This is a genomic window from Pseudoduganella dura, from assembly GCF_009727155.1.
Lineage (GTDB): Bacteria > Pseudomonadota > Gammaproteobacteria > Burkholderiales > Burkholderiaceae_D > Rugamonas > Rugamonas dura.
In genome coordinates, this window is the sequence record NZ_WNWM01000002.1 from 5929065 (window position 1) to 5953549 (window position 24485).

The 24485-nt window shown below is 64.5% G+C and carries 19 protein-coding genes; 14 read left to right on the forward strand and 5 right to left on the reverse strand.

All coding sequences use genetic code 11. From position 1 onward, the window contains the following. The first annotated feature begins 14 nt into the window (after positions 1-14). Positions 15-773, forward strand: coding sequence for an ABC transporter permease (locus GJV26_RS25855; RefSeq protein ID WP_229427924.1), 759 nt, complete (start codon positions 15-17; stop codon positions 771-773). Beyond that, the gene (locus GJV26_RS25860; protein WP_155711492.1) at positions 763-1509 is read left to right on the forward strand and encodes an ABC transporter ATP-binding protein; all 747 of its coding nucleotides are present in this window, start codon (positions 763-765) and stop codon (positions 1507-1509) included. The genes GJV26_RS25855 and GJV26_RS25860 overlap by 11 nt, the downstream gene beginning before the upstream one ends. Positions 1510-1539: 30 nt before the next feature. Here the strand turns inward: GJV26_RS25860 and GJV26_RS25865 are convergent, their stop codons facing one another. Then, the gene (locus tag GJV26_RS25865) at positions 1540-2367 is read right to left on the reverse strand and encodes a MipA/OmpV family protein (RefSeq protein ID WP_229419454.1); all 828 of its coding nucleotides are present in this window, start codon (positions 2365-2367) and stop codon (positions 1540-1542) included. Between the two features lie 177 nt (positions 2368-2544). Between GJV26_RS25865 and GJV26_RS25870 the strand changes: the two genes are divergently transcribed. Beyond that, positions 2545-3552 carry a formylglycine-generating enzyme family protein gene (locus tag GJV26_RS25870; RefSeq protein ID WP_216643166.1) on the forward strand — a complete coding sequence of 336 codons (1008 nt, stop codon included), beginning with the start codon at positions 2545-2547 and terminating at the stop codon, positions 3550-3552. A 52-nt stretch (positions 3553-3604) separates the two neighbouring features. Here the strand turns inward: GJV26_RS25870 and GJV26_RS25875 are convergent, their stop codons facing one another. The 3 genes from GJV26_RS25875 to pulA all read right to left on the reverse strand — a co-directional run bounded on the left by GJV26_RS25875 (position 3605) and on the right by pulA (position 10064). Then, entirely contained in the window at positions 3605-5008 is a 1404-nt protein-coding gene (locus GJV26_RS25875) for an arylsulfatase (RefSeq protein WP_155711494.1), read from the reverse strand. 196 nt (positions 5009-5204) lie between these two features. Then, a complete protein-coding gene (locus tag GJV26_RS25880) occupies positions 5205-6737 on the reverse strand; it encodes a CitMHS family transporter (protein ID WP_155712734.1) in 1533 nt (510 codons plus the stop codon). 246 nt (positions 6738-6983) lie between these two features. Further along, the gene (gene pulA, locus GJV26_RS25885; RefSeq protein WP_229419455.1) at positions 6984-10064 is read right to left on the reverse strand and encodes a pullulanase-type alpha-1,6-glucosidase; all 3081 of its coding nucleotides are present in this window, start codon (positions 10062-10064) and stop codon (positions 6984-6986) included. Between the two features lie 427 nt (positions 10065-10491). On the opposite strand from pulA, the gene GJV26_RS25890 reads away from it, so the two are divergent. The 4 genes from GJV26_RS25890 to GJV26_RS25905 all read left to right on the forward strand — a co-directional run bounded on the left by GJV26_RS25890 (position 10492) and on the right by GJV26_RS25905 (position 16710). Beyond that, positions 10492-13353, forward strand: a complete 2862-nt coding sequence (locus tag GJV26_RS25890) for a sensor domain-containing diguanylate cyclase (RefSeq protein WP_173346273.1) — start codon at positions 10492-10494, stop codon at positions 13351-13353. Between the two features lie 196 nt (positions 13354-13549). Then, positions 13550-15376, forward strand: coding sequence for a putative bifunctional diguanylate cyclase/phosphodiesterase (locus GJV26_RS25895; protein ID WP_173346274.1), 1827 nt, complete (start codon positions 13550-13552; stop codon positions 15374-15376). Positions 15377-15470: 94 nt separating this feature from the next. After that, the gene (locus GJV26_RS25900; protein WP_155711498.1) at positions 15471-15698 is read left to right on the forward strand and encodes a hypothetical protein; all 228 of its coding nucleotides are present in this window, start codon (positions 15471-15473) and stop codon (positions 15696-15698) included. A gap of 49 nt (positions 15699-15747) precedes the next feature. Beyond that, positions 15748-16710: an alkaline phosphatase D family protein gene (locus GJV26_RS25905; RefSeq protein WP_173346275.1), complete on the forward strand. Its 963-nt coding sequence runs from the start codon at positions 15748-15750 to the stop codon at positions 16708-16710. A gap of 30 nt (positions 16711-16740) precedes the next feature. Here GJV26_RS25905 and GJV26_RS25910 read toward each other — a convergent pair whose 3' ends face one another. Next, entirely contained in the window at positions 16741-18951 is a 2211-nt protein-coding gene (locus tag GJV26_RS25910) for a glycoside hydrolase family 3 protein (RefSeq protein ID WP_155711500.1), read from the reverse strand. 287 nt (positions 18952-19238) lie between these two features. On the opposite strand from GJV26_RS25910, the gene GJV26_RS25915 reads away from it, so the two are divergent. The 7 genes from GJV26_RS25915 to GJV26_RS25945 all read left to right on the forward strand — a co-directional run bounded on the left by GJV26_RS25915 (position 19239) and on the right by GJV26_RS25945 (position 24278). After that, positions 19239-19592: a nuclear transport factor 2 family protein gene (locus GJV26_RS25915; protein ID WP_155711501.1), complete on the forward strand. Its 354-nt coding sequence runs from the start codon at positions 19239-19241 to the stop codon at positions 19590-19592. 215 nt (positions 19593-19807) lie between these two features. Then, positions 19808-21001 (forward strand): RNA ligase RtcB family protein, encoded by a 1194-nt coding sequence (locus tag GJV26_RS25920; protein ID WP_155711502.1) that lies wholly within the window; start codon positions 19808-19810, stop codon positions 20999-21001. Beyond that, a complete protein-coding gene (gene prfH / locus GJV26_RS25925; RefSeq protein WP_155711503.1) occupies positions 21001-21705 on the forward strand; it encodes a peptide chain release factor H in 705 nt (234 codons plus the stop codon). Before GJV26_RS25920 ends, prfH begins: the two co-directional genes overlap by 1 nt. A 165-nt stretch (positions 21706-21870) precedes the next feature. Next, on the forward strand, positions 21871-22347 hold the full coding sequence (locus GJV26_RS25930) for a hypothetical protein (protein WP_155711504.1): 477 nt from the start codon (positions 21871-21873) through the stop codon (positions 22345-22347). Between the two features lie 244 nt (positions 22348-22591). Next, the gene (locus tag GJV26_RS25935; RefSeq protein WP_155711505.1) at positions 22592-23140 is read left to right on the forward strand and encodes a hypothetical protein; all 549 of its coding nucleotides are present in this window, start codon (positions 22592-22594) and stop codon (positions 23138-23140) included. A 71-nt stretch (positions 23141-23211) separates the two neighbouring features. Continuing rightward, positions 23212-23736: a hypothetical protein gene (locus GJV26_RS25940; protein ID WP_155711506.1), complete on the forward strand. Its 525-nt coding sequence runs from the start codon at positions 23212-23214 to the stop codon at positions 23734-23736. 155 nt (positions 23737-23891) lie between these two features. After that, positions 23892-24278 carry a GNAT family N-acetyltransferase gene (locus GJV26_RS25945; RefSeq protein ID WP_155711507.1) on the forward strand — a complete coding sequence of 129 codons (387 nt, stop codon included), beginning with the start codon at positions 23892-23894 and terminating at the stop codon, positions 24276-24278. Positions 24279-24485: the final 207 nt, after the last annotated feature.

Sequence of the window (24485 nt, forward strand, 5' to 3'; positions counted from 1 at the left end):
GGAACCCGCGACCCGTGGAAAAGTTCAACAAGGCCTGGCCTCCGATCCTGCTGATGGCGCTGCTGACGGGCGCCTGGCACTACGCCGTCGTCGCGACGCACAGCGTGATTTTCCCCACGCCGCAGCAGGTGCTGGAAGGCACTCTCGAACTGGCTCGCGACGGTACCCTGTGGCAGCACATCGGCGCTTCGCTCGGGCGCGTGGCCACCGGCTTCATCCTGGCGGTGCTGGTTGCCGTGCCCCTCGGCCTGTGGATGGGCCGCGTGAACACGGTGTACACCACGCTCAACCCGGTATTCCAGATCCTGCGGCCGATCTCGCCGATCGCCTGGATTCCGCTGGCCATCCTGTGGTTCGGCGTGGGCGACGTGTCGCCCGTGTTCCTGATTTTCCTTGCGGCCGTGTTCCCGATGATCGTGCAGACCGCGAACGGCGTGCACACGATCGAACAGCGCTACCTGCATGCGGCACTGAACTTCGGTGTTTCACGCCGCAAGATGTTCCGGCAGGTGGTGATCCCGGCGGTGCTGCCGGATATCGTGGTGGGCATGCGCATCAGCCTGGGCGTGGCGTGGCTGGTGGTGGTGGCGGCCGAGATGATCGTGCGCGGCTCGGGGCTGGGCTTCATGATCATCGACGCGCGCAATGCCGGCAACCGCTACGACCTGGTCATCGCCGCGATGGCCATCATCGGCATCATCGGCCTGCTGCTGGACGTGGCGATGCGCCGGCTGGAAGGGTTGAACTCGGTAAGGTGGCGCTATGGAAAATAAAATCGTGATCGACGATATCCGCAAGGGCTTCGCCAAGGGCGGCGCGACCTTGCCGGTGATCGATGGCCTGGACCTGGCGGTGGGCGATGGCGAGTTCGTCGCCATCGTCGGCCCGTCGGGGTGCGGCAAGTCGACCCTGATGAAGATCATCTCGGGCTTCGAGCCGCCCGACACGGGCAGCGTGCGCATCGATGGCACGGCGCTGCGCGGGCCGGGGCCGACGGGCATCGTGATCTCGCAGCATGGTTCGGTGTTCCCGTGGCTGACGGTGCAGGAAAACCTGATGTTCGGGCTGAACACGGGCGGCGCGGCCGAAAAACGCCGGCTGGCCGACCACTATGCCGACATGGTGGGCCTGAAGGGCTTCGAGCAGGCCTACCCGCGCGAACTGTCCGGCGGCATGCTCAAGCGCGTGGAGATCGCGCGTGCACTGGTCGTCAAGCCCCAGATCCTGTACATGGACGAGCCGTTTTCAGCACTCGACGCCCTGATGAACCTGCATATGCGTAACGAACTGCTGCGCATCCTGCAGGAAGAACGCCACACGGTCGTGCTGATCACCCATGACGTGGAAGAGGCGTTGTACCTGGCCGACCGCATCATGGTGCTGTCGCCGCGGCCGGCGAGGATCCGCAGGAGCTTCACTGTCGGCGAGCCGCACCCCCGCAAGCTGTCCAACCCCGGCCTGCAGCGGATGAAGGACGACATCCTCGCCGAACTGGGCCTGACGACCTGACGGCGCCAACGCCGCCGGCCGATCCAGCGCTCATTCCCAGGCCCGCGCCGCCGACCGGTGGATGGTCCACGTAAAGCCGGCCCCCACCGACACGCCGCCGCGCTTGCGGAACAGCGGGCTGTCGCGGTTGGCCGCGTGGCTGTGGTTGTCGTAGCGGGTGAACCCGAACACGCGCCAGTCCGGCGTCAGCCGCCGCGACAGGCTCAGCCCGAGCCGCGTCATCATCAGCCCGCCATCGGCCGCGTAGGCCGGGCGTGCGGCGGTCGCATACCGCGGCGCCACCTCGTAGAAGTAGGCATTCAGGCGGGCATTGCCGAACACAGCGCCCACGCTGGCATCGGCCTGCCACTTGCCGGTGCCGTCGCCGGTCTCGAAGACCACGCGCGGCTCGAAAACCAGGCCCTGCCGCCTGAATCCGTTGCCCAGTTCGAGCGGCATGCGCAGCGGCAGTTCCAGCCTCGCGCGGCTGGTGGCGGACGGTTCGGCGAGCAGCACCTTCAGGCGCGGGCCGAATTCCAGCAGCGAGTGCAGGTCCGGCATGCCCTCGCGCGCGGCCACGTCGTCGGAGCGGGCGGGCAGCGACAGCGCGAAGCCGAGGTCGAGCTCGACCCGCTCGCTGTTGAACAGGCGCGCGCTCACGCCGGACCGGTCGGCGCGGATGATCCTGCCCCGGTAGATCACCAGCGGCAGCACCAGCGCGCGCGAGGAGCGGTCGTCCGCGCCGGGATAGGCGGGGGTGGAAGCCGCGCCGCCGAAGACGCCGACTTCCCACAGCGGCAGCCCGGGTGCCTGCACCGGCGCCTGCTGTTGTGCGATGGCCGGTGCCATCGCGGCCAGCATGGCGATGGCGGTCAACATGCGCGGCTTCATGCGCGGGTTCATGCACACGCGAGGGCGATATCGAAGCATGGGTTCCTTTCTTTCGGATGTTGTGCAGGGCGAAGATGCTGCGGAGATGCCGGAACGATACCATGCACCGCGCGGCCGCCGGCCTCCGGCCTTATACTTTGCTCTGGCTCCCGCAACCGACCGCGCATGAACACTTCTTCCAGCTCCGACATGCCCCTTCCGCACGAGGCGGCGCCGACGAAACCCTGCTGCGCCGCCTCGCGCGCCGGCGCCGGCGCTTCGCCGGCGCTGCCGTCTCCACCGGCATCGGGGCCGGCGCAAGCCCTCGCGCCCGAACCGCGCCCCACGGTGTTCCTGCCGGCGGCCACATTCCTGATGGGCACCGACTACGCGCACGCCAATCCGGGCGACGGTGAGGGACCGGTGCGGCCCGTTTCGCTGTCGGCGTTCTCGATCGACGCCAGCCCGGTGACGAATGCCGATTTCGCCCGCTTCGTGCACGCCACCGGCCATGTGACCGAGGCGGAGCGCTACGGCACATCGTTTGTGTTCCAGGGGCAGATTCCCGAAGACCGCTACGACGAGCTGGTCGAGGATACGCTGGCGGCGGCGCCTTGGTGGTGCCTGGTGCGCGGCGCGTGCTGGCATGCGCCGCAAGGGCCCGGTTCGAGCATCGATGCCCGTCTCGCGCACCCGGTGGTCCATGTTTCCTGGAACGATGCGATGGCCTACGCGGCGTGGAGCGGGGCGACGCTGCCGACCGAGGCGCAGTGGGAATACGCCGCGCGCGGCGGCCTCGAACAGAAACTGTATCCGTGGGGAGATGAACTGGCGCCGCACGGGCGCTTCCTGTGCAATGTGTGGCAGGGAGAATTCCCTTTCCTGAATACGGCCGCCGATGGCTACGCCGCCACCAGTCCCGTCGACGCGTTCCCGCCCAACGGCCACGGCCTCCTTTCCGTTACCGGCAACACGTGGGAGTGGTGCGCCGATTTCTGGAGCACGGATTTCAGCAGGGCCCCGGCCCGCGATCCGCAGGGGCCGCCGGCCGGCGATGCGCGCGTGATGAAGGGCGGTTCCTTCCTGTGCCACGCGTCGTACTGCAACCGCTACCGGCCGGCGGCGCGCACGATGAACACGCCCGACAGCTCGGCATCGAACATCGGCTTTCGCTGCGCCGGGCCGGCGCGCTAAGCAACCCGCTCAGTCAGCCCGCCAAGCCTGCCCGCTAGGTCAGCCCGCTGCCTCAGCCCTTGGGCGGCGGGTCGGGGTACTCGGCCGAAGCCACGTGTTCGCGCGCCATGCCTTCGGCCATCCGGGCCACGATGTCCGGATGGTCGGCGGCCACGTTCCGGCTTTCCTTCGGATCGCGCGACAGGTCGTACAGTTCGAGCGCGCCGTCGCGCTTCATCCGCAGCGCTTTCCATTTGCCCCAGCGCGCCACCTGGCGGAACTCCGGATCGTAGAACTCCCAGTACAGGAAGCGGTCGGCGGCCTTGCGCCGCGCATCGACCAGGAACGGCCGCAGGCTCACGCCATCGGACCTGGCCACCGGCGCGCCGGCCAGGTCGAGCGCGGTGGGCAGGAAATCCGGGAAATACACGGGCACGTCGCTGACGGCGCCGGCAGGGATCTTTTCCGGCCAGCGCACGATCCACGGCGTGCGGATGCCGCCTTCGTACATGTCGCGCTTGTAGCCCGTGAGGCCGCCGTTGGAATCGAAGAAATCGGTTATCCGGGTCTGCTGCGCGGTCGGTTCCGAGCGCGGCCCGTTGTCCGACGCGAAGAAGATCACCGTGTCCTTGTCGAGCCCCGCGCCGGCCAGCTTGTCGAGCAGCCGGCCGATGCCGAGATCGAGATAGTGGATCATCGCCGCGTAGGTCTTTTCGTCGTCCGACCAGCCGGCCCGGTCGGCGTACGGCCCGAAATCGGGCGCCGTGAACGGCGAATGGGGGCTGTTGTAGGCCGCGTACAGGAAGAAAGGCCGGCTCCTGTGACGCTCGACGAAGTCGATCGCATCGTCGGTGATCATGTCCGTGTCGTAGCGGCCATGTTTCCCGTTCGCGTTTTCGGGAATGTCGACCAGCGTGGCATCGTGCACGCGCTGCGCCGGCCAGTAACCCTGGGTGCTTTCGTACTGGATCAGCCAGCCCTTGAATTCGTCGAACCCGAAGTTGGGCGGCGTGGCCTTCGTCTCGAAGCCGTCGAGGTGCCACTTGCCCATCAGGCCGGTGCGATAGCCGGCTCCCTGCAGGTACTGCGCCACGGTGCGGTCGTCCGGCAGCAGGTTCGGGCGCCGCCACAGCTGCTTGCCGTTGCCCTTGGTGCCCAGCTTGCCGGCGGCGAGCGCCGTGTTGTCGCGGATGCGCGCGTGGCCGGTGTGCATGCCCGTCATCAGCGCGCAGCGCGACGGCCCGCAGACCGGCGCGCCCGCATAGGCCTGGGTGAACCGCATGCCGTCGCGCGCCAGGCGGTCGATGTTGGGCGTTGCGATCCGGCGCTGGCCATACACGGCCGTGTCGCCATAGCCCATGTCGTCGGCCAGGATGAAGATGATGTTGGGACGGCGCGCGCCGGGCTGCGGCGCGGCGAAGGCGGGCGCCGCGGCGATGGCTGCCAGGGCGCTGGCGATGAATTCTCGACGGATCATGTGGGCTCTTCCGGTGGGGCGGCATGTCGGACGAGTACGCGGCGCGGGATGGCGCTGCGCGCACGTACGCGCCGCGCCAGCTTACCATCCCGGCGCTCCGCAGCCTGCTCAAGCCGTTGAGTATTCGCACAGGCCGGTGAGCGGCCCGGCGCCACTCCCCGTCATTGCCGGCTGCGGCCCGCCATCGCCGGAGCGGTCAGGGGATGCTGCCCATCAGCGGAATCACGCCGAACAGCACGGCGGAGACCAGCATCACCAGCGCCGCGCTGATCGACCAGATCAGCGTATAGCGCTGGTGGTCGCCGAATTCCACCTCCGACATGCCGACCAGCAGGTAGGTCGATGCCACCAGTGGACTGAGCAGGTGCACCGGCTGGCCGATCAGCGAAGCGCGGCCGATCTCGGCCGGCGAGATGCCATAGACGGCGGCCGCCTCGGCGAGGATCGGCACGATGCCGAAGTAGAAGGCATCGTTGGAGATGAAGAAGGTGAATGGAATGCTGAGCACTCCCGTGACGATGGCGAGGTAAGGCCCCATCCAGCCGGGCACGCCCGCGATCACGCTCGCGGCGATCGCATCGACCATCTTCGTTCCCTGCAGGATGCCGACGAAGATGCCCGCGGCGAAGATCAGCGAAACGACGGGAAGCACGTTGGGCGCGTGCGCCGCGACGCGTTCCTTCTGTTCCTGCAGCGTGGGGTAGTTGATCGTGATCGCGACGGCAAAGAAGATCATGAACAGCACGGGCAGCGGCAGGGCGCCCAGGATCAGCAGCACCATCAGGGCCGCGGTCAGGGCGAAGTTCACCCAGATCAGCCGGGGGCGCGCGGTATGGGAGGACGACACGGTGATTTCCGGTTCGGCATGGCCGGCGGCGTCTGTCGAACCGGCGTGGCCGGCGCTGGACCCGGATACTTCATGGCGCGAACCGGGGTGCGCAGGGCTGTGCACCGCCGCGGCGACCGGGCTGGCCGTCCACTGTCCCGTGGTGCCGTTCATCCTGCCCGGGATGTCGTCCGCGGCCTTGCCCGGTACCGAAAGCCCGGCTTCGGCCGGCTGCAGGCTGGCCGCGTTCGCCGTATTGCGTGCCCTGGCCTGGTCCGCCAGGGTGACCACGCCGATGCGCTTGCGCTCCTTCATGCCGAGCACATAGGCAACGAACAGCACCCATACGGCGGCCACGGCCATCGGCAGGATCATCGGCACGAAGATGTCGCGCACATCCACGCCCAGCGCGCTCGCCGCCCGGGCGGTGGGGCCGCCCCACGGCAGGATATTGAACACCCCGCCGGCCAGCATGATCACGCACGCCAGCACGAGCCGGCTCATGCCGAGCCGCTTGTACAGCGGCAGCATCGCCGATACCGTGATCATGTACGAGGTGGCGCCATCGCCGTCGAGCGAGATGAACATCGCCAGCGCCGCCGTGCCGACGACGATCTTCATCGGGTCGCCCTGCACCAGCTTCAGGATCCTGCGGACGACCGGGTCGAACAGGCCGGCATCGATCATCACGCCGAAATACAGGATCGCGAACATCAGCATGACGCCGGTGGGGGCCAGGTTCTTGATCCCGGTAAGCATCATCGGCCCGAGTTCGGCGCCGAATCCGCCGATGATGCCGAAGGCGATCGGCACTATGATCAGCGCGACCAGCGCCGGCAGGCGCTTGGTCATGATCAGGAACATGAATACAACGACCATCGAATAGGCCAGTACTGTCAACATCATCTATCTCCTCCAGGTACTGTGACCTGTCATATCCGGGGCCGGTGGGGCCCAACGTTCTTGTTTTCATCACTATAGGAGCGTCCACCTTTCAATTTGCTTTCATTGCATGCAATGCGCGCGCGGAAATGAAAACGCCCGCAGGTGGATTCCTGCGGGCGTTCCGGGCATTCGGCGGGGGAATTTGCCCGAATGCGGGAGGGAGGGCAGGGCGCCCCGGGGGGCACCGGTGCCCCCCGGCTGCGGTCAGTCGTTCGCCACCTGCACGAACACGGCCGTCGTGCGCGCCGGGATCGTGAAGTTGCCGGTGGCCGCGTCATACGCGGAAGCCTTCACCACGTCGTCCCTGCCGAAGCGCTGGATCTCGTGCAGTTTCAGCTTGCGGCCCTTCAGTTCGGGGATGGCGACGGTATTGGCCGCCTTGTCCGCGTTGAACACCACGACCACCTTCTTGTACTTCGCGTCCGGGTAGGCGGACGGCTCGGTGCCCGAAATGCTCATCGCCACCACGCCGGGCACCTGGCCGGGGCCGGTGTTATGGAACTTCAGGCGGTCGATCACGTCCTGCGCCGTGCGCAGGCGGAACAGCGAGCTGTCCTTGCGGATCGCCAGCAGTTCCTCGAATCCGGCCTTCGCCGCCAGGATGGCGCGCGTGTCCGGGTTGATCAGCGGATTGGCCAGCACCGGCGCCATGATCGGCCAGCTGCTCTCGTTCTTTTCCGCCAGCGGCAGGCCCACGCCGAAGTTGTTCGACGCATAGCCGTAGTCCAGCCGGTTGAACCAGTCGCCCGCGTTGTAGCTGTCGCGGTCGAGCGACTTCGAGCGCAGGATCTCCTGGCCGGCATGGAAGAACGGCACGCCCTGGGCCAGCGTATTGATGGCATTGCCCAGCGTCTGCATGCGCACGCGGTCGGCCAGGCGCGTCGCCTGCGGCAGCTTCAGCGCGTTGACGTCGAACAGCGTCTGGTTGTCGTGCGCCTCGACATAGTTGATCGTCTCCGCCGGGCTGCCGGCGAATCCGGCCTGCTGGCCGAAGTAGTCGATCTCGGCGTTGCTGCGCACGTTGCCGAAGCGGTCCGTGAAGCGGTAGTCGCGCAGCGTGCCGGACAGGGCCACGCGCACCAGGTCGGCCAGGCGCAGCGCATCGTCGCGCGTCTGCGCCGACTGGCCGTTCGGATCGGACCACACGCCGTTGGCGAAGCCCTGCTGGTCGACCAGCGAGGCGCCGGTGTCGCAGCAGCCGCCGCCGCGCACGGTGTCGCGGATGCGGTCGTTGAACGAGCCGATGCCGGTGCCGAACATGTTGGCCTGGCGCGCCTGCACGAAGCGCGCGTCGTTGGCGACCGCGCCGAAGTTCCATGCCTCGCCGTACAGGTAGACCGGGCGGCCGGCCGCCTTGTCGGCGGCGGCCTGCAGGCGCTTCATCAGGTCGAGCGGCGTGAAGCCCATGATGTCGAAGCGGAAGCTGTCGATCTTGTACTGCTTCGCCCACAGCGCCACCGAGTCGGTCATCAGCTTGGCCATCATGGCGTTTTCCTGGGCCGTGTCGGCGCAGCAGCTGTCGTTGAGGATGTTGCCTTCGGCGCCCAGGCGGTAGTAGTAGGCCGGCACGATGCGGTCCAGTACCGACAGCGGGCCCTGCTGCGACTGGCTCGTGTGGTTGTATACCATGTCCAGCGTGACGCGCAGCCCGGCCTCGTGCAGCGCCTGCACCATCGCGCGGAACTCGCGCACGCGCACGGTGCCGTCCGTGGCATCGGTGGCGTAGCTGCCTTCCGGAGTGTTGTAGTGCACCGGGTCATAGCCCCAGTTGAAGCAGTCGCTGTCGCGCGTGGCGGCCACGGCGGCCTGCTGCGTGCCGGCATCCGCGGCGCCGCCCGGAATGGCGGGCGTCACGCAGCCCGTTTCGTCGACGCTCGAGAAGTCGTAGCTGGGCAGCAGGTGCACGTGGGTCATGCCGGCCTTCTGCAGAGACTTCAGGTGGCGCATCGGCGCCGCTTCGCTGTCCGTGAAGGCCAGGTACTTGCCGCGGTGCGCGGCCGGCACGGTATTGTCCGATACGGAAAAGTCGCGGATGTGCAGTTCGTACAGGGCGATGTCGGTGGGGGCGGCGAGTTTCGGAATGCGCTGCTCGTCCCATCCCGCCGGCTTCAGGCGCGGGCTGTCCAGGTTGGCCACGAAGCTGCGCCTGCTGTTGGCGGACACGCTCAGCGAATACGGGTCGGTCACCGTGTTCGTCACCAGGGTGTTGTTCACCCAGCGCGACAGCACCTGCACGGAGTACGTGTAGTAGGCATTGTTGGTCCACGAGGCATCCGGTGCCGTGTACGACCAGACGCCGCTGGCGGCATCGCGCGTCATGGCCACCGACGTGGCGTTCGCGGCGCTGGCGCTGGCATAGACGTCGAGCCGCACGGCCTTGGCCGTCGGCGCCCACACGCGGAAGGTCGGCACGCCCAGGCGGTCGAATGTCAGGCCCAGCTGCGCCGTGCCGGCGTGCGCGGCGAACAGGTCGTCGAGCATGCCGGCCTGCTGCAGCGAGGTCACCTGGACCAGCGTGCCGTCCGCGCCGTATTGCGCGATGGCGAACTGGGCGCTGGCGAGTCCGGCGATCCGGGCGGCGTCGGCGTCCGACAGGCGCAGGCCGGTGGCGCCGGCCAGGTGCGGGTATTTCTGCCGCAGGGCGTCCGGCAACGCGGCCGGCTGGAGCGCCAGGCTGCCGTTGGCGCCGGCCAGGCCGGTGGCCGCGTCGGGGCTGGCCGACATGCCGCCGTTCAGCGCGTAGTACAGCTTGTAGGTGCCGCCCGCCGGCACGCCGGGCCAGGCCAGCGTCGTGGCGGACAGCCAGTGCGCCCTGGCACCGGCCAGGTTGCCGTAGCTGAGCGCGGGCTGGTTCGCGTACACCGTGCAGTCGCCTTCCAGCAGCCACACTTCCTGGCCGTTCGTCATCACGTCGGCCGCCAGGTCGGCATGCTGGTCGGCGCCGCAATTCTTGGTGCCGTTGCCGTCCGTGACGAGGAACGAAATGACGCTCTTGCCGGCGGCCAGCGGAATGTCGACATAGCCGCCGAAGCTGTCGGCGCCAGTGAACATGAAGCGGCCGGTGATCCAGGCGGCGCTCGCTTGCTGCGGACCGTCCCAGGAATACACGCCCCACTGGGCCTCGTCGCCCTGGGTGCGGTGGAAATGCATGCGGATGGTGCCGGGCGCAACCGCGGCGGCGCTGCCGGCGCCTTGCGCCACGCTGGCAAGGCGGACCGGGGCGGCGGCTTGCTGTCCTTCTCCGCCATCCCCGCCGCAGGCCGCCAGCAAGCCGCCAACTATCAACGCAAGTCCAAATCGTGAAGCCAAACTACGTCCGATATTCATTCTGTCTCCTTTGTTTTTGTAGGCGTCCCAAGGTTTTAAGGGGGTTTGCGCACTGGAAAGCGCCTTGGTTGTAATAATACTACTGCTTTAGTCGCGTTCGGCAGTGAGTTATCGGACGTTGTTTTATTTTCACTACAGCCGGTCTTCCGGCGAAAACGACGCTGTATGGACGGCGTGGCCCGTCCTTCTGCCAGGTAGTGCCCTGCTACCGGTGTACGCATTGGCGTGCCGGGCCAGCCGGCATCCGGTAACCACGCAGCCGTGACCGTTCCGCCACGTCGTCCGGTGCTCCTTCAGTAGCGGCACAGGGCTTGTCCGGGCTCGCATGACAGCTATCCGCTCTGTTATCATGCCGCATAGAAATTTATTTCCACGGTTCAATATCATGTTCACGCATCGGTTTTTTGGCCGCATTCCCCTGGCCCCCTCGCTGGCGGCGGTATCGGCGCTGGTCATGCTGCTGTTGACAGTGGTGACACTGCAGCTGGTGGGGCACACGATGACCCGGCAGGCCGAGCTGGACATCGGCCGTGACCTGGCGGAACTGGCGTTCCAGACGACCGACAAGCTCGACCGGGGCATGTACGAGCGGTACCGGGAAGTCAAGCTGATGGCCGAGCGCACCGAGATCACCGATCCGAAAGTGACGGGCGCGGCAAAGCGCGCGGCGATCGAGAGCATGCAGGAGACCCATCCGTATTACGCCTGGATCGGCCTGACCAATCTGCGGGGTAACGTCGATATCGCAACGAAGCGCATGTTGGAAGGCAAGGACGTCTCGCGCCGGCCATGGTATTCCGCGGCATTCCGCGGCGTCCACTTGCACGACGTCCACGAGGCGGTGCTGCTTGCCAAGCTCCTGCCGAACCCGGGCGGAGAACCGAAACGCTTCTTCGACATTGCCTTTCCCTACCGGGGCGCGGATGGCCGCATCGCCGGCATTCTCGGAACACACCTGAGCTGGCAATGGGCGCAGGACGTGGAGCGTTCAGTGCTGCGTCCGCTTGCCGAGCGCAAGGCCGTGGACACGCTCATCCTCAGCAAGGGGGGCGTGGTCCTGCTGGGCCCGAAAGCTTACCAGGACAACCTGCTCGACCTGGACAGCGTCAGGCGCGCGCAGCGCGGTGCCAATGCCGCAGTCATCGAGACCTGGCCCGACGGTCGCCGTTACCTGGTTGGCTACAGCCAGAGCCACGGTCACCAGTCCTACCCGGGCCTGGGCTGGACGGTCGTGGTTCGCCAGCCCGTCGAGCAGGCATTCGCGCCCGTCGAGGCGTTGCGCGGCAAGATATTCCGGTTCGGCCTGTGCGCGGCCGCGATCGTCTCGCTGCTCGTGTGGATTGTGTCGAGGAACATCATCAAGCCGCTGGAAACCATCACGGGCCATGCCGAGGCGCTGCATGCGGGCAATGTGGGCAGCATACCGCCGGTGCGCAGCCGCCTGCGGGAGGTGCAGATCCTGCAGGGGGCACTGAACGGCCTGCTGTCGAAGCTGCTGGCCAACGAGAACCGGTTGCGCGAACTCAATGCGACGCTCGAGGCGCGCGTGGCGCACAGGACCGTGGAACTGCACGCCGCCGTCGAGGAAACCCGGAAAGGCGAGCGCAGGGTGAGGGCGATCATCGACTCCGCGCTGGACGCTTTCGTGGGGGTCGACGCGCAAGGCCGGATCACCGACTGGAACCCGCGTGCCGAGGAAATATTCGGGTGGCGCCGCGCCGAGGCGATGGGGCGGACGGTCACCGAGACCATCATCCCGCACCGGCTTCGCGAGGCGCACGAGGCAGGCATGCAACGTTATTCGGTCGCGGGCAGTTCCGGCGTCGTCGGCAGGCGCATCCAGCTTTCCGCACTGCGCCGGGACGGCGAGGAATTCCCGATCGAGATGACGATCGGCCTGATCAACGCCGGCGACTCCCATTTCTTCGGTACATTCATCCAGGATATTTCGGTACGCAAGCGCATCGAGGACGAGCTAGCCCGCGAGCGCGAGCTGCTCGATGCCGTCCTGGAGTCCATCGACGTCGGCATCATGGTCTGTTCGCCCGGGGGGGAGGTGACGATGTTCAACCGCGCGGCGAAGGAGATCCATGGCTTGCCAACCGGCGCGGTCTCGCCCGGGCAGTGGCAGGATTACAGGATGTCCGCCGCGGACGGCGCAACGCCGGTTCCTCTTGAACAGACCCCGCTGTACCGGGCGCTCCGTGGCGAGTTGGTCGAGAATATGGAGCTGACGATCACGCCGCCGGGCGCGGGAACACGTGTCGTGCTCGTCAGCGGGCGGGCACTCCATGCAGGCGATGGCAAGAACATCGGCGCCGTCATTGCACTGAAGGACGTGACTTCGCTGCACGCGGCGGCCCGCCGCCTGGCAGCCGGCGAAAGGCGCCTGCGTACGATCACGGACAATGTGCCGGTCCTGATCGGCTATGTCGACAGCACGGAAAGGTACCAGTTTGCCAACGCGACCTACGCAGCGTGGTTCGGTGTTCCCGCCAATGACATCGTCGGCAAGTCGGTGCAGGAAGTCTTCGGCGACGATCTGTATGGCCGCCACCGGCAGCATCTCGGCATGACCCCGGGCGAGACGGCCCGCTTCGAAATGACGCTCGCCATGCGCGAAGGCCATCGAACCATCGAGGTCACGCGCATCCCCGATATCCAGGATGGCGTCTGCAACGGTGTCTACGTGCTGGGCGCGGACATCTCCGCGGCCAAGCGCCACGAGGAAGAGCTGAACCAGCTCGCGCGCATCGACACATTGACAGGCCTGCCGAACCGCCGCGCCTACCAGGAACGGCTGCATGAAGCGCTACAGCGGGCCCGCCGCAGCGGCCACGCCGTCGCGCTGATGTATCTCGACGTCGATCATTTCAAGCACGTCAACGACACTCTCGGCCATGCCGCCGGCGATCTCGTCCTGCACGAGTTCGCCCAGCGGGTAAAGGCTTCGGTGCGCGCCACCGATACCGTTTGCCGGCTGGCGGGCGACGAATTCACGGTGATCCTCGAGGGATTGAAAACATCCGGCGAGGCCGCGCTCGTCGCGGGGAAAATCGTTGCCGCGTTCGAACGGCCGTTTGCGCTGGAGCGGGAGGAGCGGCTGATATCGACCAGTATCGGCGTCGCCTTTGCCGGCATGTTCCCTGTCGACGCCGCCGTGCTGGAGGCACATGCGGACAAGGCGCTGTACCAGGCGAAAGACCAGGGCCGCGGCCGCTTTGCGATGATGCCGGTCGGTGCCTGACACGGTGCGTCATGTCCGGCCGGCCCCGGCCGGTCGAATGATATTCATGCCTTCGGCAGTTATTAACGATGATAAGCCGGGATAACAGCATCCCTCAATCAAACGACGGAAAGTCATTTGCACGCTATCATACTGCTCTACGGAACAGATGCCGTGGTTGCCGTTATTGCCCATGATTGGCGTGAATATGAATCATATGTCTCCACCACTGCCGCCTGACGAAAGTGTCAGGCTGCATGCGCTGCATGCGACGCAGCTCCTGGATACGCCTCCCGAGGAAGTATTCGACCGGATTACCCGTATTGTCTGTACCGTGCTGGCTGTTCCAATCAGTCTCATTTCGCTGATCGACAAAGACCGCCAGTGGTTCAAATCGAGCTGCGGCCTGCGGGCTGCCGAAACTGGCCGGGATATTTCTTTTTGTGGCCATGCGATACTTGCCGACGCCCCCTTTATTGTCGAGGACGCGATCGAGGATTGCCGTTTCAGCGAAAATCCGCTGGTGCTGGGCGAGCCGGGTATCCGGTTTTACGCCGGCATACCGATACATGCGGGCAATTGCCGTATCGGCACGCTCTGCGTGATCGATACGGTGCCGCGCAAGCTCGAGATGCAGGAAGTCGTTTTATTACGAACCCTGGCCCGCGCGGTCGAAGATCTTTTATATCTGAGGCAGGCGTCGTTCGATTCCATCGGGCAGATCAACAGCTGGTCCGATAACGTCGCGGTGGAAGATCTCGTCGATATCCAGGCGCTGAAGAATTTGCTGTTGCGTGATCATCTGACGGGCTTGCCGATGCGTCATGCCGTCGACAAGGCGATCGAAGACTGGGCGGCGCGCCGCGGCGACGGCAAGGAAGGCGGCTTGCTGGCGGTCATCGACATCGACAATCTCTCCGCGGTCAACGAAAGGCTGGGACACGGCATCGGCGATCACCTGATCGCAGCCATCGCCGGCCGGCTGAAGGAGTTTTGCGGATCGGCTCAACTTCCGGCAAGAATTGGCGGCGGAATGTTCGCTTTGCTGTTGCGCGGCCTGCCCGATTTTCCTGCCGCGGTAACGCGGCTGAAGGAAATCCATGAAGCCCTCAATACGCCGATCGTCACTGGAAACTTCATTATCCACAGCAGTTTGACCACCGGCTATGTGCCGCTGCACGGTCATGATGCCGCCGCCAGGTCGCTCCTCGATGCCGCCCATGATGCGGTGCGCCAGGCAAAAGCGCTCGGTCACGGCCTGATATGCGCCTACAATCGCGCATTGGGCAACCTCAACCATCGCTCGCTGGAACACGATCTTCGCAGTGCGCTCGCCAATAACGAGCTGTTTCTCGTCTATCAGCAGAAGATGAATATCGAAACCGGCGGCGCGACCGGAGTCGAAGCCCTGCTGAGATGGGCGCATCCGCAACTGGGATTGATTTCGCCAGCCGAATTCATTCCCATCGCCGAGGAAAGCGCGCTCATTGTCCAGATCGGACGGTGGACGCTGGACAAGGCTTGCAGGCAAGCCCGCGACTGGGTCGATGCGGGAAGAACCAGGTTCACCGTCGCAGTAAACCTTTCGCCTCGACAGTTTCTGCACGGTGATATCGTGGACTCCGTGCGCATGGCCCTGGCCCGGAGCGGCCTCCCTGCGCACCTGCTGGAACTGGAGCTGACGGAATCGGTCGCGATCGATGACGTGGACCGCACCATCGCCATCATGCATGAGCTGAAGAGCATGCAGGTGGCCCTCAGCATCGATGATTTCGGTACCGGATTTTCGAGCCTGTCCTACCTGATCCGGCTTCCGGTCGACAAGTTGAAGATCGATCGTTCGTTCATCGCCGGCATCGGCGACAGCAGCCGGTCCCGGGCGATCGTGAAAGGCATCATCGATATCAGCGCGGGACTGGGCATCTGCGTCATCGCGGAAGGGGTCGAGACGTCCGTGCAGGCGGATATCCTGTTCGATCTTGGTTGCACGGAAATGCAGGGCTATTTCTTTGGACGACCGGTCGCGCCCGAAAAAATCGGCTGAATGCCGGCCCGCCCGCGACCGGCGCCTTGTCGCCATCGGGCGGGCGCGCAAATGCTAGGATAGCGGTCCATCAAGCATAATCCCGGAGGTAGCCATGACCGTATTTGCAATGCCAGTTTTCGACGCCACCGTCATCTACGACGGCAAGGAACTCTTCAAGGGCAAGGGCGCCGCCGGCATGTGGGCCGAGAAGCTGGCCAGCGAACTCGGCACCGGCATCACGGTGGAGAAGATCGGCACGGGCTGGGCCTTGTGCGGCAACGTCGATGGTGCCGACCGCCAGTGGGGCATCCACGGCCAGCGCCTCAAGCGGCTGGATTGACCGACCGTGCCGAAACGGCGGTTCACGCGTACATGAAAGAGGGCTCGTCGTGAATATCGCCTTCACCTCATGCATCGACGCCGTGGATGACCACGAACAGGAAGTCTGGACCACGATCGCCCAACACGCACCGGATGTCCTCGTGCTGCTGGGCGACATCATGTACATGGACTATGGCCTGGGATTCCTGGGCAGCCAGCGGCCGGTGGGGTGGCCGCGCAAGGTCACGAACGATGTCTTCGCCACCACGATGCACGAGCGCTATGCGCGCCAGTGGTCGGTGGCGTCGTTTCGCGCGTTGCTGGCGACCGGGATCCCGCTGGGGATGACGTGGGACGACCACGATTTCGCCTGGAACAATTCACGGGGACGCGGCCGGCAAAAATATTTTGCCGTTTCCCGGGACAAGCGCCTGATCGCACAGGGCCTGTTCCGCCAGTTCCGCGGTGCCTGCAACGATATCGGCCTGTCCGCCTATCCGGCAATGCCGTCGCTGACGGAATTGCTCGAAGGCCCGGAGGAGGGCATCCAGGCCCGCTTCGACCATGAAGACGTGCGCTTCATCATGATCGACGGGCGCAGTTTCCGGGAAGACCCCAGGATCAGGCCCGACGCCGACATGCTCGGCCAGCCCCAGCGCGAGTGGATCCGGCAGGAACTGAGCGGCTGGCACGGCATGGTGGTCATCGGCTCCGGCAGCGTGCTGACCGGCACGGGGGAAAGCTGGGCCGAATACAGCGACTATGAATGGCTGCTCGGGCTGCACAACCGGCAGGTGGTCGTGCTGACGGGCGACATCCACAGGAACGTGCTGCCGGTGCGGCACAGTCCATTCCTCTACGAGGTGACGTCGTCGGGAGCCGCCCACCCCGGGCTGGGCGGCGGCCTCGGCAACTTCGGCGGCGCGCGCGGCAACTTCGGCATCCTGACCATCGGCGACATCGTCAGCGCCACGCTGTATTCGCCGGATAACCCGAACGGCGCCAGCGCGACGATCCGTTTCGGCGAATAGACGCGCCGGCCCGGCCGCGCCGGCGGCATCTCAATAGCCCAGGCCGAACCCGTACGGATACAGGGTGTCGGCGGCCGGATAACCCGGCGCGTCCGGTTCGTTGCGCAGCACGGCGTCGAGCTCCCTGGCGAGCGCGAACGGCAGCTTGCCCTGTGGCTTGAACCCGCCGCCGAGCACGTCCATCAGCGCCGCGTCGCTGACGCCGAACGTGGCCAGGATCGCGCCGGCGCTTCGCACGCCGCTTGCCGCGTCGAGCACGTAGGGCTGCCTGAAGTAGATCGCCAGCACGGTGCGCGCCGCGCCCACCTCGTTCATCACGGCCCGGATGTCGGCCAGCGAAGGCGTCATCCGCCACGATGCCGATGCCGCCATGGTGGTGAACGAGATGTTGTTCACTTCCCACGGCAGCGCGCCGCCGAACAGCAGGCCCAGGTCGTCCACGCAGCGCGGGTTCACGGCCGGCGCCAGGCTGCACGGGTCCTCGGCGCCCCAGGGCTGTCCGGTGCGCGGGTTGCGCTTCGCCGGATCGGCGCCGGTGTCGGCGCCCTTCGTGCGGTAGGCCAGGGTCACGTCCATCGGGTTCGTCACCTGCACGCGGATGATGGCCAGGTCATGGCCGGCCGCGCTCGGGCGCGTGCCGGGCTGTGTGTAATTGCCGTCCGTGACGGTGTGGCCATGGCGCTCCACATCGGCCTTGCCCATTCCCATCGTGTAGATGCGTTGGCCCGGCGCCAGGGGCAGCAGCCTGCGCCCTGTTTCCAGGGCGGCGTTTTGCAGCAGCACGATCGACTGCTTCTGCACCGTCATGCCGGCCGCGCGGTGCGCCGCGCTGCCCAGCGTGCCGTCGGCCCTGGCCGCATCCACGTAAGGGTTGTCGAACAGGCCCATCGCGAACTGTTCCAGCAGCAGCCGGCCGGCCGCTTCGTCCACGCGCGTCTGGCGCACGAGGCCCGCCGCGACCAGGTCGGTAATGACCTTGTTGCTGCTGAAGCCGGACAGCACGTCGACCCCGGCGTTGATCGACGCGGCGGCCCGCTCCGCGACGGTTTTTCCTTCCAGGCCCCACGCGCGCTCGTTGATGATGCCCGTATCGGAATTGACGTAGCCCCGGAAGCCGAGTTTATTGCGCAGCAGGTCGGTCACGATCTGCCGGTTGAAGGCGAAGCCCGTCTGGTCGTAGGTCACGCCTTCGTGCGTCACGCTGACCGGCACGCCGTAGTAGGGCATCACCGACGCGACGCCGGCATCGATCGCGGCCTGGAACGGTTTCAGGTGCCAGGCGAAGTTCCCCGCCGGGTAGACCTGCTGCTTGCCGAAGCTGTAGTGGGGATCGAGCCCCTGTTCCTGCGGCCCGCCGCCGGGGAAGTGCTTCAGCGTCAGCGCCACGGCGCTGTGCGGGTTCAGCGGACCGCCCTGCAGCCCCAGCACCAGCGCGCGCATGATACCGGCGCCCAGGCCGGCGTTCTCGGTGAAGCTTTCCGATACACGCGACCAGCGCGGCTCGGTGGCCAGGTCCGCCATGTAGCCGTACACGCCGCGCAGGCCGACAGCCGGGAACTCCGCGCCCATCACGGCGGCCAGCGACGCGACGGGCGACATGTCGCCCGTGCCCAGCGCGGCCGCGGCGATGCCGGCCTCGCGCGGGAACTCGGTAAACGCGCCGGCGCTGCCGGAAATGCCGAAGCGCGGATCGCTGTTGTAGTGGTTGCGCGGGTTGTCCTTGAACAGTACCGGAATGCCGAGCGGTTCGGCTTCCGCCAGGGCCTGCACGGCGTTGTGGAATTCGGCCAGCTGCCGCGGCGTGACGGCCAGGCCGCCGCGCCCGGGCTTGACGCTGCCGTCGCACGGGTCGGCAGCGGCCCGTGCCACGTTGCGCAGGATGAAGCGCGACATCTTCTGCGCCTGTACGAAGTCGCGCGCCGGCGTGCCGTCGAGGCTGCCGGCGCAGCCGGCATTGAGCGTGTCGATCAGCATCATGCCCGCCTTCTGTTCGGTCGTCATGCGCGGCAGCAGGTCGGCCACCCGCGCCGCCGCGGGCAGGCGCCAGTCCTCGTAGGCATCGAGGCGCCCGTTGCCGTTCGCATCGCGGAACCGGTAGCCGTCCACGTCGAGGACCGCCTTGCTGCGTACGCCGATGTCGGCCTGGCTGGCGGGCTTGTCTGCTGCTGTGGCAGGACCCGCGATCGTGCCCAGCGTTGCCGCCAGCACGCCTGTGGAAACGATAAAACGATAATCCGGCATCTGTGCTCCATGTATTGTTCTTTGACCGGTCTTCCGGCCACACTGATATATCAGTGCTCCCATGGTAGGGACGATACGGCATGCCGGTCAAAGCCATTCATGCGATAGGTGCTATCGCCAAAAGCGAACGGTCGGCAAGCCGCCCATTCCGGGCGTTCCGGCAGTGCTCGCCGACGGCGCGTCCGCTGGTATTCTTCGGGGCGGGGTAAACGCGGCCTGGTTGGCCCGGGGCCGCTTCGCGCCCGCGACCATGTCCCGACAAGAACCTTCAGCAAAGGAGAACGCAGATGTCCGAATCGAACAAAACCGTTTTACGCAACGCGAATGCGGCAGTGAGCGCCGGCGACAACGAAGGCTTCCTGTCGTTCTGCACGGACGATATCGTGTGGTCCACGGTGGGCGGCGAAACGCTGCATGGCAAGGAGGCGGTCCGCGCGTGGATGAAGAAGGAATACGTGGCGCCGCCGCAGTTCACGGTGCATAACCTGATCGCGGAAGGAGAATTCGTGGCGGCACTCGGCGACATCACGTCGAAGGATGAAAACGGCAAGCTGGTGCCGAACGCGTACTGCGACGTCTGGCGCATTCGCGACGGCAAGCTGGCCGAGCTGAAGGCATATGTCGTCGAGACCGGCGGGTAGGCCGCATCGCTGCCGCCGTTCCGGCACTTGTATTGCCGATGCAATTCCGCTACGATTCGTTTCCCATCAACCCGTCGATCACGAGGAGGCAACCATGCAATACACGATCACCCGCAACGCCTTCAATATCCGGGTCGGTGCCGTCGCGCAGGCAAGCATCAGCTAGTCCGCTCGTCCCCCTCCCGGCATTCAGCAGATATGAATACGGGAAAGTAATGGGAAATTTCATCTCATCGGTTGCGGACCGCGCAACCATCGTCGCCTCTCCACGCCTGTGGCTGGAGGGTGCGGCAATACAGCAACTCATCAAGACATCGCAACTGCCGGGCATGATCCGGGCCGTCGGCATGCCGGATCTCCATCCCGGCCGCGGCTATCCGGTCGGTGCCACGTTCTTCAGCGCCGGGCGTTTTTATCCGGCACTGGTCGGCAGCGATATCGGTTGCGGCGTGTCGGTCTGGAGCACCGACCTGCCGGCGGCCAAGTACAAGCTCGACAAGCTGGACCGGCTGATCGGCAATCTCGACGGCCCGATGGCGGACGCTGAACTGGACAGGATCGCCGACGCGTTTCCCGCCCTGGCGGCCCGACTGGAAGCGGTGCGGGCATGCCTGGCCGCCGCCGGACTGGACGCGAAGCACATGCGCTCGGCCGGCACCATCGGCCGCGGCAATCACTTCGCGGAAATCCAGCGTGTCGAGAGCGTGGTGGACGGGGCAGGGCCGCCGGCCGCGCTGGTCGACCCGAAACGCCTGAACCTCGTGGTGCACAGCGGCTCGCGCGGGCTGGGGGAGAGCATCCTGCGCGAACATGTCGATGCGTTCGGACACGGCGGCCTGATCGACGGGAGCGACGAGTCCACCGCGTACCTGGCGCGCCACGAGGCCGCGGTGGCCTTCGCCGAAGTCAACCGCTGGCTGATCGCCGCGAGGATCTGCGTGCGGCTCGGGGCGGAAGCGGAGCGCCGGATCGACGTCAACCACAACACCGTCACGCAGGAGTGCTTCGATGGCATGCGCGGCTGGATCCACCGGAAAGGCGCGACCCCGATGGCCGGCGAAGCGATCCTGATACCCGGCTCGCGCGATGCGCTGAGTTATCTCGTCGCGCCGGTCGCCGGCGCGGCGGAGTCGAGCCTGGGCTCGCTCGCCCACGGCGCCGGCAGGAAGTGGCAGCGGTCCGATTGCAGGGGGCGCCTCGAAAAAACGGGCGTGCTGAAAGAACCCGGCAAAGGTGCCCTGGGCAGCCGGGTCATCTGCGACGACCGCAACCTGGTGTTCGAGGAAGCGGGCGCGGCCTACAAGCCGATCGACACGGTCATCGACAGCCTGGTCGGCGCGGGGCTGGTCCGGGTCATGGCGCAGTTTCGGCCGGTACTGACGTACAAGACGCGCGGGGAGTGCTGCTGATGACGATCCTTCTTCAGATCTCCGCCAATACCGGGCCGGACGAATGCTGCCTCGGCGTCGTCAAGATGCTGGCGCATGTCGACGCGGCGGCGGCGCGGGCCGGCCTGGCGCTGCATGTCGTCGAGGAAGTGCCGGCCGGGCGGCGCGGCACGCTGCGATCGGTATTGCTTTGCGTCGAAGGCGACGGCGAATCGCGCCGCCTATTCGCCGAACGCCAGGCCGGCACCGTGCTGTGGCGTTGCCCCAGCCCGTATCGCCCCCGTCACCCGCGCAGGAACTGGTTTCTCGATGTCGCCGTGTTCGCACCGCCCGAACGGGAATTCGAGCGGGAAGTCGTGTTCGAGACGATGCGTTCGTCGGGCCCCGGCGGGCAGCATGTGAACAGGACGGAGACCGCCGTGCGGGCCACGCACGTGGCCACCGGGCTGTCGGTCAAGGTGGAGGGATCGCGCAGCCAGGTGGCGAACAAGGCCGCGGCGCTGGCGCTGCTCGATGCGAAGCTGCAGGCCCATGTCGACGGCGGCATGGCCCGCGACAAGGCCGCGCGCCGGGCGCGGCATGCCGCGCGGCCGGGCGGGGCGGTGGTACGGCGCTTTATCGGCCCGGCATTCAGTGGGCCGGAATTCAGCGAACCGGGATTGAGTGAGGTGTGGCCTGCTAATAAAGTTGGCCACAAGCTAACAAAGTCCGCCACAAAACAATAAAGTTCGCCACAACGGCCGCCGGTACCTAGGGTGCCAGGCCTGGGGTCGTGCGCCCATCGTCTTGTCCTGTCAGCACCAAGCTTGTAGGCTGAGCCATACCTACCGGCTGCTTTAGCCTAGAAGCGGTCTTAACTACCCACGAGTGGGGCATATTGCTTGAAGGTAATGGAACGTATTGCGACTTTGGAAAATTTAGAAAAGTTCCTTGAGGTGGACTTGGGACGGTATGAACCGAAACCAAGGATTAACCATTCTAGCATCCGCATATCTCAAGCATGCGGTAATATTGCCCGGTCCATTAAAAGTGGTGACAGAGACGCAGCAAAAGTTGGATATAAAATAATCGTGAGGGACCCGCACCTTCCTTTCGGGAAGCTTATAAAAAGTGGAATTGCGCGCGCATTGAAGCAACGTGTCAATCTGATGTCTCCGATGGAAAAAGCCGGATTTGTTGAGAAAACTTCAAGTCTTCTGAATCTCCCGTTCTGCCCACGCGAGACTGAGGACTACTGCAAGGTGGTAAGGAAGCTTGGATCGGCGGCCATGCAACTCGTTATAGAAAATACGCACGCAAGAAATGAAAAATCCATTCGACTTTTGACATATCTGATTCAATCAAATACATTGCGGGAAGACCTGTAATTTTGGAAGTAAGGTCCGCTTTTACAAGACGTGAAGGTCTGTCCTTAATCGTTATGAAATGTGATTCAATGGTAGCTCGCGACGAGCTGCGCACGAATTGTCCTGGAGCGGCTGTGGACGTAGGATCAGACCAGAGTCCGCTTGCAGGCGCTTCTGAGCCTAATGTCCACTTGGTTTCTATGCTCCAACTTCCAAGCAGATTTCGCCCCAGGTCGCGCGAACCAGAATTTCGACTGATCATCACATGAACATCAAGCCATTCGCATCAATACGCAGTCTCTCATACCACTTCAGCATGGCATGGCCGGCTGGAGCCGTGCGCACTGCGGCAATGGCGCTTCTTCTTGTCACGACAAGCGCATGGGCAACTGGCGATGCCCCGCTGCCCACGCCCGCCAACGCACTGAAAGCGTCCAGAGCGGTCTTCGATCTGTGCATCCAGGCACAGGACTGCGACCGAAACGCGTGCGCGAGCAATGGCGGCCTGTCGTACTGTTACTACGAAGCTCAACTTCATTGGGATAAGAATCTTCATGCCGCCGAGCGGTCGCTCCGCGAACAGGGCGGATGGTGTGCGCGCCACTGGAGGAGCCTAGCAAAGGAGCATGCGGCTTTTCGCCGTCGTGCCATGGCGGCGAAGTCCCTCGCTGATGGCCCGTATGGTTCCGATCATGACCTTGGCTTGCTGCTGGCTCAACAGCAGTACGAACTTGCGTATCATTTGCTGAGCAATAGTGCGTGCAACAAGATTGCATCGGTTCCCAGAAATTCCACGATGAGTAGTCGCCGCTGATCGCATAGAAGCGGTTGCATGCAGCAAAAATCCGACTTTTAACCTAAAAACCAAATTCTGAAGCTACCTTTATGGCTCAAAAAATAGCTGTCTTTTTAATCACGGTACTGTTCGCGGCTGGAATCAGTCCGAACATGGCACATGCGGCGAGCAACCATGCCCATATGGCGGAATGTAGAGAATTGTTCCTTTCATCATTTCCAATTGAAAAACTCGATGCTTTGCTCGGCACTAAACTGCAACTTCAAGTAGAACATTCACACAACAATTGTGTATTCAGCTTTGCTAGCGAAGGCGGCAACGAGAATGTGCTTTTAATAGATTTCTCTCCACGCGAGGAATCGATTGCTATTTACGAATGGAGCCGCAAGAATGTCACCCATCCACTTGTTGCAGCCGAGCACTTCCCGGGCGTGATCTACGGATTTTCTTATAAAAAATTTGGAATGAATGTTGTCGAAGTCCTGACGGCCGACTACGACTGGATTACCGTTTGCGTGTCGACCAAGAAACCGGAAGATGTGTCGTATCAGGTTGCAAAGCTTTCCATGGATTTTGTTCAGACGCCACAAATGAGGGCATGGGTTGTGCGGTAATAAAGGCGACGGACCATGCTTTTTCCAGCCAAGGGAAACCTCCCGTGAAAAGGTATCATGAACAACGATAAAATCGTCAAAATCCAAATCCAGGTCTTCATGTACAAAACTACGGTTTACTGCTCAGGCGCGCTACCAGTACAGACATCCCATCCATGATACGGCAGTCTGTGGTAGAAAATATCCTCTCGGAGCCGACGCATGTCACAAACCAAATGTACGAGGATTTTCTGGATGAGATGAGCTGTGGCTGGGTTGTAGAAATTGACGACAAGATCGTCGCTTTTTGCTATGCGGATAAAGCAAACGCTTTTATTTTGGCGCTCTTTGTGCGTCCGGGCTATGAAGGGAGAGGCTTTGGACAATCACTGCTCAAGCAATCAGTCGACTGGCTGTTCGGGATAGGTCATAAGTGTGCGTACCTCACTACCGGCCTCAATACCAGAGCAGATCGCTTTTATTCGGAACAAGGAAGGGTGCGTGCGCCCGTTAGCTCTATGGAAGTCGGATACTCGCTGACCAAGCCGCGAACAGTTGAGTAAGCTTTTAAAGCCAATGTCCGCAATGGGGCGGGAGCAGACTGTCGGGCAACGCACATGGCTAGCAGGCTGTGGCAAACTTTATTGTCGCAAACTGCCTATCTGGAACGGATTTTCGCGCAGTTGTGGCAAACATTGTTTGCGCCGACAACCTGCCTAAATCGTCCTGCCTCGTAGAGGAACTTGTGGCAGGCTTTATTGTTCGACTAC

Bases quoted from the DNA above. Each gene is read 5' to 3' on its own strand.
- GJV26_RS25935 (WP_155711505.1), top strand. From the start codon at position 22,592: ATGAACATCAAGCCATTCGCATCAATACGCAGTCTCTCATACCACTTC.
- GJV26_RS25915 (WP_155711501.1), top strand. From the start codon at position 19,239: ATGTCCGAATCGAACAAAACCGTTTTACGCAACGCGAATGCGGCAGTG.
- GJV26_RS25945 (WP_155711507.1), top strand. From the start codon at position 23,892: ATGATACGGCAGTCTGTGGTAGAAAATATCCTCTCGGAGCCGACGCAT.
- GJV26_RS25865 (WP_229419454.1), bottom strand. From the start codon at position 2,367: ATGTTGACCGCCATCGCCATGCTGGCCGCGATGGCACCGGCCATCGCA.
- GJV26_RS25940 (WP_155711506.1), top strand. From the start codon at position 23,212: ATGGCTCAAAAAATAGCTGTCTTTTTAATCACGGTACTGTTCGCGGCT.
- GJV26_RS25900 (WP_155711498.1), top strand. From the start codon at position 15,471: ATGACCGTATTTGCAATGCCAGTTTTCGACGCCACCGTCATCTACGAC.
- GJV26_RS25875 (WP_155711494.1), bottom strand. From the start codon at position 5,008: ATGATCCGTCGAGAATTCATCGCCAGCGCCCTGGCAGCCATCGCCGCG.
- GJV26_RS25920 (WP_155711502.1), top strand. From the start codon at position 19,808: ATGGGAAATTTCATCTCATCGGTTGCGGACCGCGCAACCATCGTCGCC.
- GJV26_RS25910 (WP_155711500.1), bottom strand. From the start codon at position 18,951: ATGCCGGATTATCGTTTTATCGTTTCCACAGGCGTGCTGGCGGCAACG.
- GJV26_RS25930 (WP_155711504.1), top strand. From the start codon at position 21,871: ATGGAACGTATTGCGACTTTGGAAAATTTAGAAAAGTTCCTTGAGGTG.
- prfH (WP_155711503.1), top strand. From the start codon at position 21,001: ATGACGATCCTTCTTCAGATCTCCGCCAATACCGGGCCGGACGAATGC.
- GJV26_RS25870 (WP_216643166.1), top strand. From the start codon at position 2,545: ATGAACACTTCTTCCAGCTCCGACATGCCCCTTCCGCACGAGGCGGCG.
- GJV26_RS25895 (WP_173346274.1), top strand. From the start codon at position 13,550: ATGTCTCCACCACTGCCGCCTGACGAAAGTGTCAGGCTGCATGCGCTG.
- GJV26_RS25860 (WP_155711492.1), top strand. From the start codon at position 763: ATGGAAAATAAAATCGTGATCGACGATATCCGCAAGGGCTTCGCCAAG.
- GJV26_RS25890 (WP_173346273.1), top strand. From the start codon at position 10,492: ATGTTCACGCATCGGTTTTTTGGCCGCATTCCCCTGGCCCCCTCGCTG.
- GJV26_RS25880 (WP_155712734.1), bottom strand. From the start codon at position 6,737: ATGTTGACAGTACTGGCCTATTCGATGGTCGTTGTATTCATGTTCCTG.